Genomic DNA, 14,477 nt, shown 5'->3' with positions numbered 1-14,477 from the left:
GGATGAATGGCGACAAATTTAGGCCCTCAACCCGAGTAAACTCCTTAAATTTGCACTAATTATTTTAGAAAATCTGTTTGGAGGTACGGAAATTCCCCTTACCTTTGCACTCCTAATTTTGGTAAGTTATGTTAGCAGTTGTTAAAATAGCCGGTCAGCAATTTAAGGTTTCTAAGGACCAAACATTGTACGTTCCCCAGATATCTGGAAACGCCGGAGACAAAGTTGAATTTGCAGATGTATTGATGTTTGATAACAATGGCACCCTCACTGTTGGTGATGCGGTTAAAGCTGTTGTAAAAGCAGAAATCATTGATCATCTTCAAGGAGATAAAGTGATCGCCTTTAAAATGAAAAGAAGGAAAGGTTTCCGCAAGAAACTTGGTCACAGAACCCACTATACCAAAATTAAAATCAACGAAATCGCTTAATCTGATAACAGCACAACTGTTATCATTTAAAATTCATACGTCATGGCACACAAAAAAGGTGAAGGTAGTGTTAAGAACGGTCGCGACTCACAGAGCAAACGCCTGGGTGTAAAGATTTATGGTGGTCAACCTGCAATTGCCGGTAACATCATCGTTCGTCAGCGTGGTACACAATACCATCCTGGAAAAAATGTTAGTGTTGGAAAAGATTTCACACTGTTTGCAACTGCAGATGGCGTGGTTGAATTCCGTAAAACGAAGGCGAATAAAACCATCGTTTCTGTTGGAGAAATAGCTGTTGGTGCTTAATCATTTCTGATTAAACAACAAAAAAAATTTTGCAGTTTCAGATTAGTTTATATTTTTACTGCGTAAAACCCATTTACTAATCATTAAATTCTAAAAAAATGGCAACTGCAAAAAAAGCTGCTCCAAAAAAAGCCGCTGCAAAAAAAGCCGCTCCTAAAAAAGCTGCAAAGAAAGCTGCTCCTAAAAAAGCTGCTAAAAAAGTAGCTAAGAAAGCTGCTCCAAAGAAAGCCGCTAAAAAAGCTGCTCCTAAAAAAGCCGCTGCAAAGAAAGTAGCTAAGAAAGCTGCTCCTAAAAAAGCTGCGAAAAAAGCTGCTCCTAAAAAAGCCGCTAAGAAAGCTGCTAAAGCTTCGAAATAAGTTTCGACTTATAGCAAAAAAATACAAGCCCCGGATTTCCGGGGCTTTTTCATTGGTGAAAGGTGAGAAGTTAAAGGTGAAACAAGAGTTGAAACGTGAGAGGTGAAAAATCACCGTGTTGGAAATTCAGAAAGGAAATGCGCGCGCTAATTTTCCAGGAGCAAGATTCTAAATACAACATTCACATCTTCAAGCAATCAACCCAAACTTGAACAACCAGCATTGAAACCATTTCACCCGTCGAATACCCGACGGGTGTTCACCTCTCCCCTCTCCCCTCCTCCCTTCTCCCTTCTCCTTTTCCCCCTTTCCTTATCTTTGCTCCATGCTCGACAACTACACCATCGCTGATCACTTCAGCCTGTTGGGAAAACTTATGGATATTCATGGAGAAAATTCCTTCAAAGCAAAATCCTATAGCTCAGCAGCATTCACCATTGAAAAATTACCAGTTCAACTAAGTGATACACCACGTGAAAAAATCGCTTCACTAAAAGGCATCGGGGATAGTACGGCAAAAAAAATCGGAGAACTGCTCGATACAGGTAAGCTCACAGCATTGGAAGAAATAACCGCACTTACTCCAGCAGGCATTCTTGAAATGATGCAGATAAAAGGACTCGGACCAAAAAAAATTGCCACTATCTGGAAAGAAATGGGCATCGAATCACTGGGTGAATTGCTGTATGCATGCAACGAAAACCGATTACTTCTTTACAAAGGTTTTGGCGAAAAAACGCAGGAAAGCGTAAAACAATCCATTCAGTTTTATAATGCGCATAAGGGACAGTATTTATACGCCGATATAGAAGCTTATGCCTTTCAACTTGAACAACTATTTCAGCAACAATTCCCTACCTATCAAACCAGTTTGTATGGTGATATCAAACGGCAATCCATCATCATCACTCAACTTGATCTGCTAAGCACAGCAAGTCTGCCTGATATCCAAAACTACCTGGAGAAATTACAATTCCTTCCTTTAACTATAGAAGGAAATCAGATTCATGCACAAGCACCGGAAGGCGCAAAACTGGTTGTCCATCAATGTTTGCCGGAAGAATTTACCCAACGTTTATTCGCCAGCACCTGCAGTGCAATTTTTCTTGAAGCATTCCAGCAAAACTCAAACACTAAGGAAGACAATTCAAGCATAAGTAAAGTTGAGAAGGCATTATTTGAAGCAGCAGGATTCCATTACCTTCCACCCAATCAGCGAGAATTTCCGGAGGCCCTGCGCACACTCAACCAGCCAGCTCCCTTAACTACCATCACAATTGCAGACATCAAAGCCATTATTCACTCACATAGTAATTGGAGTGATGGATTGGAATCCATCGAAACCATGGCCAATGCCTGCATCGCCAAAGGCTATGAATACCTGGTATTGAGTGATCACAGTAAATCTGCTGGTTATGCAAACGGCCTGCAGGTCGAACGTGTGCGTGAACAACACCTGGCCATTGATGAACTCAATGCCAAACTCGCGCCCTTTCAAATTTTCAAAAGCATCGAATCCGATATCCTCGGCGATGGCTCTCTCGACTATGATGATGCCACCCTGCAATCTTTCGACCTCCTTATCGCATCCGTTCATAGTAACCTCAAAATGACGCAGGAAAAAGCCATGCAGCGATTACTCAGGGCAATTGAACATCCTGCAACCTGTATACTCGGTCACATGACCGGGCGTCTCCTGCTCAGCCGCCCCGGTTACCCTGTCGATCATAAAATCATCATCGATGCCTGTGTAGCAAATGGAGTAGCCATCGAAATCAATGCGCATCCGCGCCGGCTCGATATTGACTGGAGCTGGATTCCCTATGCCATAGAAAAAGGCTGCCTGCTTTCCATCAATCCAGATGCCCACAGCACCGAAGGATTTGAGGATATCCGGTATGGAGTTCTTGCTGCACAAAAAGGCGGACTAACACCGCAGCATAATTTAAGTAGTTTTAATCTCGAAGCATTTAAGAACTGGCTGAAGGAAAGGAAACATAAAATCTAGTTCCGGCGGCCTCACTGGTTTCAAACCAGATCCGCCCCCTGGCCTGTTCCACAATACCTTTACTCATTGCCAGCCCCAAACCGGTGCCGGAGGTTTTGGTTGTAAAATTCGGCGTGAAAATTTTAGACTGTGTTTCAGTCGGAATACCCTGTCCATTATCGCTCACGCAAATAATGATCGCATCATCCTGCCATTCTTCCTTCACTTCAACTCTTCGCTCCTCCTTATTTTCAGTTGCCTCCACCGCATTCTGCAGCAGATTTGTAAATAGACGGTTCATCTGCGTTTTATCAGCAAATACCCAAACCGGTCCGGATACCGGCACCCATTCAAACAGCACCAGATCATTGGAATCATAGAGGGATGAAAGCGAATGCAGGATATCATGCAAATCAAATAATTCATTGTGCGTGTTGCTGATATTGGCAAACTGGGAAAATTCAGAAGCGATCTTCGATAAGTGATCAATCTGCTCCACCAGCGTATTCGCCACATTGGAGGTAAGCTGTTTTACATCCCCGTTATTGGCATTGATTGCTTTCTGCAAATACTGAATACTCAGTTTCATCGGCGTCAGCGGATTCTTGATTTCATGTGCTACCTGTCTGGCCATCTCTCTCCAGGCACCCTCGCGCTCACTCTTGGCCAGTGCCGCTGCACTTTCTTCCAGCTTCAAAACCATCTTATTGTATTCCTTCACCAGCTCCCCAATTTCATCATCCCGATGCCAGTGTATTTCATCATTGTGCTGCCCCAGATTAACCGCCCGCATCTTCTCGCTTATCAAAGAGAAGGACGCGGTAATCCGATTTGTAATAAAGAGTGCAATCACTCCCGCAATCAGAAAAATAAAAGCATTCAGGTTGATAATCGTTACCAAAAAATTGGAGATTTCTTTCTTCAATTCTGCCTGAGAATCAAAAGAGGGCATATTCAGGTAAGCATAAGGGTTACCCTCATCATCCCGAACCGGCGAATAGATACTCTGGTAACTGATTTCACCAATTTGTTCATCCGTAGTAAACTGCACCAGCTTCTGCCGGTGAATTCTGTAATAGGCTTCCGGATTCATCCGCGAACTCAGAATCCCCTTATCATAAATAAACGGATTGGATGACAACCTCAATTCCCCCTGCGTATCATAAATATTGATATCTGTTCCATGAATTTCCGACACCTCTTTTACCAGCACTTCAAGGTACTCATTGTAACCACTGTCGTACAACCGCAACATATAATCAAAGAAGGTCTGGCTGTCCATTTTATTCTGCACCTCATTTGTCATGATCTGGATCGCCCGGCTCAACTGCTCCTGTTTATTCCGGTTATACCGATTGATAAAAAAGAAAATTGTTGCTGCCCCAATCACCAGAAAAGAAAACAAACTGATAAAAATGATGGTTCCATGTACCTGGGTGCGCAGGTTAAGTTGCATTTCCTTACGCAAATAGGACAGACGTAACCTGGATCTGATCAACACTGAAATCAACTGAAACAATCCCAGTAGCAGCAAAAATGTAGTAAACAGATAAGCCACCAGCGTTATCGATTCCAGCCATAAATTATTCAATCGCGCTATGATAACTACCTTGCTATTATCCCGGTACCATAATTCATCATAACCTTCATTTCTTCGATAGGTAAAATTATTCGGTGGCAACTGTTTATCTCCCAACCGGGTCGGAAACGCATAATTATTGAAATAATCGATCAGTTCCTTATTGTTATAAATGGCATAACTATAAATAGGGGAATATTCATCCGGAAGAAAATCCTTTCTGGTTCGGAATAGTTCAGGCACCAATGCATCGTTCTTATATTTCTTCGGTTCCGATAAAATGAATACATACCCAATTGCCACCCCAATACTGTCGGTCACCATTTTCCGGCTGATATAGGCATATTTATCAAAAGCTTTTTCGAAATAGCGCATATCCGACACATTCGTGGCCTTTCCTTCAATCCGATAAATAATATCGAGGGTATCAAAAGATACCGGTGCATCATTATAAAGCGGGCGCTCCTCCGCATCATAGGTGTAAATCCGGGTATCGTATTTATTCAGATAAGCACTGAAATTTTTATTAATCAGACTGTCCTTCAGGTATTGATTGGAAGAAGCCAGCCGGAAACGATTAAAATTGGAATAGAGAAAATCATTATCAAAATAAGTCAGCGCAATACTAAGTAAGCGCTCTGAACTTGGATCCGCCTGCGTAGCCAGCTTCTCTGCTGTGCGCCGTCGCTGTTCGATTTCAATCCGGCTGTTCTCAGCAATAATGATCATCGAGATAGAACCGGAATAAAGAAAAATCCACAATAACAAAACGGAAACCGACCATCGGTCATCTTTGGTGATCAACAGCGGCTGACGTAACAACCAGGTATAACCGAGCAACCAGAGCAGTACAAAAATATTCAGCTCCACAATATTCCCGCTCTGGATAAACGTAATGAGCAATAAGCCGAAACCGGCCAGGAAGGCATAAAGATAAAGGGGGGACTTTCGAAGTAAGGGGGCCAATACCCTTAGAATTACCGAAGAAGCAAGAAAATAACTCAATGCCAGTGTCGCCAATACCACAAATCCGCAGAAACTATAAATATCCAGACTGAAAAAATTGGTCACATTAAAGGATATCCGGGCCGCATCTGCAATCATACTGCGGATAATAACAGCGAATGAAAAAGTCAGACTCACCAGTAAAAATGCACCCAGCGCAACCATTGGCCATTTCAGCCAGTGCTGTTGAAATGCATGCAGATTCAGTCCTGTGCTTTTGCGATAAATAAAGAGCAATATCCAGCAGAATAAAAAAGAATTGATCAACAGGTCACCCAATGAAGGCAGTAATAAACTGGAACTGTATATAGCCGGATCAAAGAGCTCAAACTCCGTCCAGGAAAGAGTTCCGGCAAACATATAGGTTAATAATCGTAACCCTATTACCGTTCCCGCAAGAAAAATCAATCCCCTTGCAAATCCATAGGTTTCTGCAATACTGTTGGCCGCACTATGAATGGCAATCAACAATAATATAATGCCGATTATATCCATCACAATCGCCCATTCATTGGGCGATGAATCTGCCGATACCTTTCTGGGTTGCAGATGAAACAAAACATGACCGGATGCACTTCTGACCGGATAATTCGTTTCAAGTTCCGATATCGATACAGATGTTTCCGCACCTGGGAAATCAACGAAAAGTGAGGAGAGATTACTGTTCTGAACAAAGTATTCTTTTCTTACTTCAATCAGGGCCACCATCAATAATTTCTCCCTTGCCAGTGGAATGAGTTTCCGCACATATTCATATTCCCCATTCTGCAGGCGAACCAGCTGATTCGTTTCCGAACTGTATATGATATCATCCGTGGGTTCTGTTTGCTGATAACTCCAGAACTGCAGTTTCCAATTATTAAAAGCATCCGCCTTGTAAACAAAGAGTCCCAGGTTATTCCGGTTAAGCCTGCGCAGATTCTCGATATCATAGGTTCCTTCAGCCAGCACTTTTAACAATGCTGTATCCTGGGCCAGTGCTTCTACCTGTTTTTCCTGCATCTGAATCCGCTCTTCCATTGCCTGCCGCAGATAGGGCGCAGAGGAAGCTCCTACAAAATAATTATTGATAATGAAGGCAATGGTAAATAACCAGGCAGCCGCCAGCAGGAAATAGGCATTCTTTTTTAATATTCCGATTACAAATTGAATCAACTGCTTGTTTTTTTCGCTTTTATTTCATTCCATAAAGCATCCATTTCTGCCAGACTCATATCCTTCAACTGAAGTCCTTTTTGTTGGGACAGCTCTTCCATTTGCGTAAACCGGCTGATAAATTTCTGATTGGTACGCGACAATGCATGCTCGGCATCTACCCGCAAAAACCGTGCGTAATTGATCAGTGAAAATACCAGATCTCCAAACTCTTCTTCCACATGATCCTGATTGCCGGTGGCGATGGCCTCCTGCAATTCCTGCATTTCCTCCTGCACCTTATCCCAAACCTGGGCTGAATGATCCCATTCAAATCCAACCTGTTTTGCTTTTTCCTGCAGGCGCATAGCCTTCACTGTTGCAGGCAATGCTTTTGGCACACCGCTTAATACCGATTTTTTACCCTCCTGCAGCTTGATTTGTTCCCAGTTCCGTTTAACCTCTTCTGCATTATTCAGTTGAACTTCTCCATACACATGGGGGTGCCGGCGGATTAGTTTCTCATTGATGCCTTTCAGCACTTCTTCCAAACTGAATTGCCCTTGCTCCTGCCCTATTTTCGCATAGAACACGAGGTGCAGAAAAAGATCACCCAGTTCCTCTTTGATTCCCTTCCAGTCTTCAGCCGAAATAGCATCCGCCAATTCATACAATTCCTCGATGGACTGCTGCCGCAGACTGTGAATGGTTTGTTTTTTATCCCAGGGACATTTTTCCCGCAAATCATTCATAATCCCAATCAATTCTCCAAATGCTTCCTGTGCTGCTTCTTTCATAACTAGTCAATTAATGTCCTGAATTTATTGCCTGAGCCGCACTGATCGCTGTAAATATTACCAATAAAACCATCATCATAAAGAAGGAAAGCATATTTAACAGAATAAATTTGACAATGGTTTTCCCCCGACTGTCGCCATAAAACTTTCGCATCCCTTTGTACATGTAGAGATAAATAGCAACGGTAACTATAACCTGTACCAAATTAAGAATCCCCCAGCCTGTTTTCTCCTGTAATGCACTCAAAGCAAATGTTCCCAGTAAAAAGATAAAAGTGGCACAGTAAAGATGAATGGTAAATATGGCATGATCCGAATATCGCAAATTCTTACTGCGACTATACAGCCAGCTTAAAAACCAGGCAAACATAGGTAGGGAAACAAAAAGCATTTTAGGGAAGCTATGAAAGAGATTGTAGAGGAAATTCTTGAGATAGGTTCGTTCACCCTGCAATTTTCCTGTTTCAGCAGCTGCAATAATTTTAGTTACAAATACCTTTTTTAGCCAACTGTCTTTTTTTTCTTTAGGAAGGGTAGCCTGCATACGTTTATAGGCCTCCAGCGACTCATAATTAGAAGAGGTAAAGGCATCATTTGTACTATCCGAATCCATTTCCATTTTCCAGAAGCTCGAGTCCCGATTGTTAATCTTTACAGTTGCGGGAATTGGTATGCCTGCTTTTTTGAGTGAATCGGTAACATCTATTTTTTCCTGATCCCGTATAGAATCCGCTATTTTATCATCTGATATTTCCTTTTCAATCAACAAAATCTCCTTCTCCAGATCAGAAAGTACTTTTTGGGCTGTCTGACGTTCAAGTAAATCCGAGGAAAGAAGTGGCTTTTCTTTAACCACATCCCTGGCCAGCTGAAGGTTCTCCAGTTTCTCCTTCCGTTCCTCATCTTCAGATCTCCCTATTTTATCCGCCTTATACAGAGAAAAAAAGATAATAAAGAAAAATGCCGAAGTGAATACATACATCCGAATTGGGTGCAGCTGGCTATTCCTTTTACCCTGAATATAGTCAATTGATAATCGTCCCGGTTTGGTCAGTAAAACCTTCATGGTACCGAAGAACTTACTGTCAAAATGGGTGATATCGTACACAAAATGGGTTACCAGGCTCCAAAAGGATTCCCTTGCGATGATGTTCTCCTGTCCACAATTTTGACAAAATCGACCCTCAACCTGAGTTCCACAGTTCAGACAGTCTTTTTCCGCTCTTTCCTGGTAATGTGACACTTGTTAAAATTTGAATAAAAATAAATACAATTAATTAAGCACTGAAAACTAATCACACCTGTATATTGCAGGCAATCGGCATAGCTAAAACCATGCTCTACATGAAAAACATCTTCTTTCTCCTGTTTAGCTGCTTTTTTGGGCAATTTGCTCTTTCGCAGTATTATTACAATGATCTGCTGGCGAACCGGCAAACAAATCGCCAATATAGTTTATTCGTACAGCAGGGCATTAAAAAAGTTACCATAACCAGTTATGATGGAAATTCTCCTGAATCAGCCGGATTTACGGCTGAACAAACCGTGGATGCAGGCAAACGCATCCTTCGCACCAAAACCCTGACCAGCCAGCAGGGCGATTCGCAACTGGAGGCCTATTACAACGAAAAGGGATGGCTGATCAAAACCCGGGATACCGCCCAGAATGCATCCAATCAATCTGCCTACGAATACAACGCAAACGGACAACTGATCCGGCTCGAAACAAGCAGCCGGTCAGACAATATAACCACAACTGAGGTTCACCTATGGGAATACAACGAATCCGGACAACCCCAATCCATGCTCCGGATCAGAAATAATTCCGATACCACCCGGGTAAGCTTCAGTTTTGATGAGAAAGGTAACCTTGTGGAAGAAAAATCCATCCGCCCTAATTTACCAGCCATCATTTACTATTATTATTACGATACAAAAAACCGCCTCACGGATATCGTTCGCTACAACGCAAAAGCCCAGCGCCTCCTGCCCGATTATATTTTTGAGTACAACGAAAACGACCAGCTAAAAAAAATGACCCTGGTTCCGGAAGGCAGCAATGCCTATGAACAATGGTTTTACCAATACTTTCCCAATGGCTTAAGAAGAATGGAACTGGTATATAATAAGGAACAGCAACTGATGGGCAAGGTAGAATATCAATACAACTAATCATAAACGCTGACCAGTATGCGCAATATACTTCTCGTGCTCTTCGGACTTATTACCTTTCAATCTGACATTCAGGCTCAAACAGGATCCGCACCATCCAAACTGAATGTTATTGTTGTTGGTATGACCCATGATCATGTGCATGGGATCCTTCAATTTTACAAACAGGGAAGAGTTATCATCACCGCCATAGTGGAAAGCAACCAGGCTTTAATCAACCGGCATTCAAAATCTTATCAATTACCTGCTTCGCTTTTTTATTCCAGTCTGGATGCAGCAATCAAAGCCCGTAAACCGGATGCCGTTCTTGCCTTTAATGCCATCAACGAACATATAGAGGTAGCAGAAACCTGTCTGCCATTGCGCATTCCTGTAATGGTGGAGAAACCGCTGGCAACCACGCTGAAAGACGCCCAGCGCATGGAAGCGCTTTCCAAACAATTTAACACCCCCATACTGACCAACTACGAAACCACCTGGTACAACAGTAACCATTACGCAAAAAAACAGGTGGATGAAGGCGCGCTGGGTACTATCCGGAAAATGGTGGTGCACTCCGGACATGAGGGCCCCAAAGAAATTGGCTGTAGTACAGAATTTCTTGACTGGTTAACCGATCCTATTAAGAATGGAGGTGGAGCCTCCCGTGATTTTGGCTGTTATGGCGCCAATCTGATGACCTGGCTGATGAAGGGGAAAGCACCAAAATCAGTTACGGCAATCATCCAGCAATACAAACCAGCTGTATATCCAAAAGTGGATGATGTGGCCACTATTTTACTTGAATACGATGATGCAACCGGTGTTATTGAAGCTTCCTGGAACTGGCCCTACTCCATCAAAGACATGGAAATTTTTGGTTCCTCCGCATACCTGCATGCAGTAAACGGACAAACCGTAATACAAAAAAAAGAACAGGCAAAACCAATCAACGGCACTGCACCTGCCATAGAACATCCTGATTTTATCAGTTACCTCGAAGCCTATCTTGCCGGAAAAATTACCGAAAAGAATGATCTCTCCTCTTTATCCAATAATCTGCTGGTAGTAAAAATTCTCGATGCAGCAACCCGATCTGCTAAAGAAGGAAGAAAAATTCTGCTCGATTAAAGAACTTATCCTGCTTTTGCCAACTATCATTAAGTCGATCCTGCACCAACAGCTGAATGTACTTTCACCGATCAGACTTATCCTTTATGAATTTGAAGCAATTAGCAGGCCTATTGTTATTTTTTTGCATGGTATTTTCTTCCGGATGTTCCAAATCCCCGAATGAAAACAATAATGAAGATCCTGATCCAACACCATCCGTAACCTTATCAATTACCGCCATCAATCCTGATAAAGGAGATGCTGGTCCTTTAACAATCACCGGAAAAGGATTTAATCCAATACCGACGGTGAATCAGGTTTTCATAGGCGGACTTCCCGCAACAATACTATCCGGAAACGATACAAATCTGGTTATCGATTTACCTGCAAACATCCAAGTTGGCCTGCATACCATTGAAGTCAGAAACAATTCCCAATCAGCCAGTTTAACGGGTGCTTACCGGTTCACCCCATGGGTTGTTGAACACCTGGCCGGCTCAGGTGAAATGGGGTCAGCCAATGGATCAGCGAATGAAGCTTCCTTTATCAATCCAATTGGAATCACTATTAATAAAGAGGGAACAATCTATGTGAGCGATGGAAACAGAATAAGAAAAATTTCCAAAGACGGAATTACCTCCCATTATGCAGGCTCCGGAATTACGGGATTAACAGATGGTGTTGCTGCAGCTGCCAGATTTAATTTACCGGGCGGATTAGTTATGGACAATAATCAGAATCTTTATGTAGCAGACCAACAGAATCATGCCATCCGAAAAATAGATGCAAACGGAATCGTATCCACCCTTGCAGGAAACGGACTGCCGGGAAACAAAAATGGCACAGGTCCTGATGCGCAATTTGACAGTCCTTATGGAATAGCAATCAATGAAGCCACGCAGGAATTATTCGTTGCGGACTATAACAATAATGCAATTCGTAAAATCAATATAAATACAAAGGAAGTAAGCTCCCTTGCGGTGGTCAAATTCCCAGGTGGATTGACAATCAACAAGCAGGGAGATTTATTTCTGACGGAAAAAGGTACGGGTTGGATAAAAAAAATCACCCCTGCAGGAATTGTTTCCATTATCGGAGGAACAGCCAGCCTTACTGACCTGCCTTCTTTTATTGTACTTGATGAAAACCAGAACATGTATATCACCTATAAATCACTCAACCAGATTGTAAAACTGAATACAGAAGGAATCGCCTCTGTATTTGCCGGTCTTCGACTTAGTGGTGATGAAAACGGTCCGGCTAAACAATCCAAATTCCTGTTTCCTGAAGGAATTGCAATTACCAAAGATGAAAATGGGAAAACACTCATTTATGTAACAGATGCAGGGAACCAGAAAATAAAGAAAATCCGCTTAAGCGAATAAATGCTGTTTATTTTCTGGGCAAATGTTTTTTGCGGTATTCACTGGGTGAACAACCATGAATCTGTTTGAACTGACGGGCTACATTATTGGTAAGATTCAGTCCGGCTTCATGTGCAATTTCTGAAATTCGCTTGTCTGTTTCCAGCAGTCGTTCGGAGAATTTCTGCATCCTGATCTTACTGATGTATTTGTACACGCTGGTACCCGTTACTTCCTGAAATTTTTTCTCCAGCGACCGGCGTGAAATGGTGAGCTGCCCCAATACATCCGTTACATTGATATCATGATCCAGATTCTTATGTATGTACTTTAATGCTTTGGCAATATACGCATCATCCACAGCTGCAATATCCGTTGACTGACGCGTAACAATATACGTGGGCATAACCATTACATTGCGGGGCTTCTTCACTTTCCCCTGAATCATAAGATCCATCAGCCGGCCGGCTTCATAACCGCCCCTTTCCGTATCCAGATTTATACTGGATAAAGGCGGATCGGAAAGATTGCAGGTCAGTTCATCGTTATCCACTCCCAGCACTATAACATCTTCGGGTATGCGAATATTCGCATGCTTGCAGGCTTCCGTAATATGTTGCCCGCGTGCGTCATCACAGGCCATGATGGCAATGGGTTTGGGTAAATCCTGCAACCATTTACTTAAATCAGAAGGCTTATAATACCAGAGATCGGAAGATTGTGCACTTTCATCCTGATTGAAATAATATACATCAAAACCACGCTCATTCAGGTATTCTTCATATCCCATAGAGCGCTCTCTTGACCAGACTATATTTTTGAACCCGTAAAATGCAAAATTCTTAAACCCCTTTTTTACAAAGTATTCAGCACCCATTTGACCCGCTTCATAATATCCACCGGTAATATTGGGAAATTCTTCAAATCGTTCGCGGTAATCTTCTACAATCAGATGGATACCTGAATCTGCAATTTTTCGCACATCACGGGTATTGTTCAATTGCGCAATAATCCCCTGCGCACCCCACTCCTTTGCAAATTTCAGGATACCCCGAACACCCAGTGTTTCACGATAATAAATGGGCATATTACAAAACAGCGCATTGCTGTTCTCTTTAAAATATCGTACAATGCCCATCATAAGGCTTTGCCCGTATTTCTCCGAAATATCAAAAAGTAAAATGATTTTGTTCATGAAGGACGATTGCGCCGCTCAAATTAAAGTTTGTTCCACACTCTGCAAAATCATACCAGTGCTTTGTAGGGAACCAGGGCTGCCGCACCCAACAAAGCTATGTTCTCTGTTTTAGACTTAATCACTTTTACCTGCTTTAACAGGGATGGATACATGAAATCATCCATACTCAACAACATGGACTCTTCAAAATACCGGTATGCATTGGTGATAGAACCACCTAAAAGTACTGCTTCCGGTGCATAGGCGTAGAGTACTACTTTCAACACATTTCCCAAATGATGCCCATATTCCTGCCAGATTTGTAATGCCCGGGCCTTCCCTTCCTGTGCAGCATGAAATACTTCTTCGGCTGTAGTTGAGTGAATATCAAAAAAACTGCTGCTTGAATAGTATTCCAGATTTTTATCCAGATAGGGAAAATATCCGATTTCTCCTGCGCCACAATTCACACCCAGGTAAAGTTCCCGGTTTATAACGATGGCTGTACCAAGTCCGGTTCCAACTGAAATAGCAACAAAGGAGGAGAACTGCTGTGCACTTCCAAATTGTTGTTCACCCAATGCAAAACAATTGACATCATTGTTTACAAATACCGGTTTTCCAAAGCGGTTTTCCAATATTTTTTTAAGCTCTACTTTTTTCCAGGAAGGTATATTCACAACATCAAATACGATTCCGTTATCAACATCCACAATAGATGGAACACCAATTCCAATCCCTTCGACTTCCTCACTGATAAGGGGTTCAATTACATTGATTAACTGATCCAGTGTGGCATCCAGTGAATGTTTATTGGTAAGCTTATGACTGATCGATTGCACCACCTCTCCCAGCTGAATTAAGCCAGCCCTGGCATTGGTGCCACCCAAATCAACACCTATGATCATATTGAGTTAATTAAAAAATAATGCAGAAGTAACATGACCTTTTCTACCCTAACAAAACTATAGTGCAGCGGCCAGACTCCTGCCTAAATATGCGCAGCTTTTGCATCAAATTGCGTAGACTATTGACATCTGTCAACCAGTCTTGATGATTGCGCATTTTGATGAT

General features: G+C 42.3%; 12 protein-coding genes. 7 read left to right on the top strand and 5 right to left on the bottom strand.

Annotated features, from left to right (window positions below):
- The first annotated feature begins 128 nt into the window (after nucleotides 1-128).
- The 4 genes from rplU (at nucleotide 129) to B2746_RS05220 (ending at nucleotide 3,104) form a co-directional block, all read left to right on the top strand.
- A complete protein-coding gene (gene rplU, locus B2746_RS05235; RefSeq protein WP_290791696.1) occupies nucleotides 129-431 on the top strand; it encodes a 50S ribosomal protein L21 in 303 nt (100 codons plus the stop codon).
- 42 nt (nucleotides 432-473) lie between these two features.
- Complete coding sequence (gene rpmA / locus B2746_RS05230) at nucleotides 474-740, top strand: 50S ribosomal protein L27 (protein WP_290791694.1); 267 nt, start codon at nucleotides 474-476, stop codon at nucleotides 738-740.
- A gap of 98 nt (nucleotides 741-838) precedes the next feature.
- Entirely contained in the window at nucleotides 839-1,096 is a 258-nt protein-coding gene (locus B2746_RS05225) for a hypothetical protein (protein WP_290791692.1), read from the top strand.
- A gap of 325 nt (nucleotides 1,097-1,421) precedes the next feature.
- Complete coding sequence (locus B2746_RS05220; protein WP_290791690.1) at nucleotides 1,422-3,104, top strand: DNA polymerase/3'-5' exonuclease PolX; 1,683 nt, start codon at nucleotides 1,422-1,424, stop codon at nucleotides 3,102-3,104.
- On the opposite strand, the gene B2746_RS05215 is transcribed toward B2746_RS05220, so the two are convergent.
- Genes B2746_RS05215 through B2746_RS05205 form a run of 3 tightly spaced genes read right to left on the bottom strand, consistent with a single transcriptional unit; the run spans nucleotide 3,067 to nucleotide 8,841 of the window.
- Nucleotides 3,067-6,822 (bottom strand): sensor histidine kinase, encoded by a 3,756-nt coding sequence (locus B2746_RS05215; protein ID WP_290791688.1) that lies wholly within the window; start codon nucleotides 6,820-6,822, stop codon nucleotides 3,067-3,069. The two genes, B2746_RS05220 and B2746_RS05215, sit on opposite strands and share 38 nt — an antisense overlap.
- Nucleotides 6,819-7,598: a nucleoside triphosphate pyrophosphohydrolase gene (gene mazG, locus B2746_RS05210; protein ID WP_290791686.1), complete on the bottom strand. Its 780-nt coding sequence runs from the start codon at nucleotides 7,596-7,598 to the stop codon at nucleotides 6,819-6,821. Before mazG ends, B2746_RS05215 begins: the two co-directional genes overlap by 4 nt.
- 10 nt (nucleotides 7,599-7,608) lie before the next feature.
- A complete protein-coding gene (locus B2746_RS05205; protein WP_290791684.1) occupies nucleotides 7,609-8,841 on the bottom strand; it encodes a DUF3667 domain-containing protein in 1,233 nt (410 codons plus the stop codon).
- A gap of 101 nt (nucleotides 8,842-8,942) precedes the next feature.
- Between B2746_RS05205 and B2746_RS05200 the strand changes: the two genes are divergently transcribed.
- From B2746_RS05200 to B2746_RS05190, 3 genes are all read left to right on the top strand, one after another.
- Complete coding sequence (locus tag B2746_RS05200; protein WP_290791682.1) at nucleotides 8,943-9,770, top strand: hypothetical protein; 828 nt, start codon at nucleotides 8,943-8,945, stop codon at nucleotides 9,768-9,770.
- A gap of 18 nt (nucleotides 9,771-9,788) precedes the next feature.
- Nucleotides 9,789-10,880 (top strand): Gfo/Idh/MocA family protein, encoded by a 1,092-nt coding sequence (locus B2746_RS05195; RefSeq protein WP_290791680.1) that lies wholly within the window; start codon nucleotides 9,789-9,791, stop codon nucleotides 10,878-10,880.
- Between the two features lie 128 nt (nucleotides 10,881-11,008).
- Nucleotides 11,009-12,247 (top strand): IPT/TIG domain-containing protein, encoded by a 1,239-nt coding sequence (locus B2746_RS05190; RefSeq protein WP_290791678.1) that lies wholly within the window; start codon nucleotides 11,009-11,011, stop codon nucleotides 12,245-12,247.
- 7 nt (nucleotides 12,248-12,254) lie between these two features.
- On the opposite strand, the gene B2746_RS05185 is transcribed toward B2746_RS05190, so the two are convergent.
- Together B2746_RS05185 and B2746_RS05180 are read right to left on the bottom strand one after the other, a co-directional pair.
- On the bottom strand, nucleotides 12,255-13,421 hold the full coding sequence (locus B2746_RS05185; protein ID WP_290791676.1) for a DNA-binding transcriptional regulator: 1,167 nt from the start codon (nucleotides 13,419-13,421) through the stop codon (nucleotides 12,255-12,257).
- Between the two features lie 50 nt (nucleotides 13,422-13,471).
- Nucleotides 13,472-14,311, bottom strand: coding sequence for an ROK family protein (locus B2746_RS05180; RefSeq protein WP_290791674.1), 840 nt, complete (start codon nucleotides 14,309-14,311; stop codon nucleotides 13,472-13,474).
- Nucleotides 14,312-14,477 lie beyond the last annotated feature (166 nt).

It is taken from the genome of Flavihumibacter sp. UBA7668, assembly GCF_002483205.1.
Taxonomy (GTDB): domain Bacteria; phylum Bacteroidota; class Bacteroidia; order Chitinophagales; family Chitinophagaceae; genus Flavihumibacter.
This window is presented reverse-complemented; position numbering and strand designations above follow the sequence as displayed.

What these genes read in the sequence shown, in the direction of transcription:
- B2746_RS05195 (WP_290791680.1), top strand. Translation starts at nt 9,789, where the DNA reads ATGCGCAATATACTTCTCGTGCTCTTCGGACTTATTACCTTTCAATCT.
- B2746_RS05190 (WP_290791678.1), top strand. Translation starts at nt 11,009, where the DNA reads ATGGTATTTTCTTCCGGATGTTCCAAATCCCCGAATGAAAACAATAAT.
- B2746_RS05200 (WP_290791682.1), top strand. Translation starts at nt 8,943, where the DNA reads ATGAAAAACATCTTCTTTCTCCTGTTTAGCTGCTTTTTTGGGCAATTT.
- rpmA (WP_290791694.1), top strand. Translation starts at nt 474, where the DNA reads ATGGCACACAAAAAAGGTGAAGGTAGTGTTAAGAACGGTCGCGACTCA.
- rplU (WP_290791696.1), top strand. Translation starts at nt 129, where the DNA reads ATGTTAGCAGTTGTTAAAATAGCCGGTCAGCAATTTAAGGTTTCTAAG.
- B2746_RS05185 (WP_290791676.1), bottom strand. Translation starts at nt 13,421, where the DNA reads ATGAACAAAATCATTTTACTTTTTGATATTTCGGAGAAATACGGGCAA.
- mazG (WP_290791686.1), bottom strand. Translation starts at nt 7,598, where the DNA reads ATGAAAGAAGCAGCACAGGAAGCATTTGGAGAATTGATTGGGATTATG.
- B2746_RS05225 (WP_290791692.1), top strand. Translation starts at nt 839, where the DNA reads ATGGCAACTGCAAAAAAAGCTGCTCCAAAAAAAGCCGCTGCAAAAAAA.
- B2746_RS05180 (WP_290791674.1), bottom strand. Translation starts at nt 14,311, where the DNA reads ATGATCATAGGTGTTGATTTGGGTGGCACCAATGCCAGGGCTGGCTTA.
- B2746_RS05220 (WP_290791690.1), top strand. Translation starts at nt 1,422, where the DNA reads ATGCTCGACAACTACACCATCGCTGATCACTTCAGCCTGTTGGGAAAA.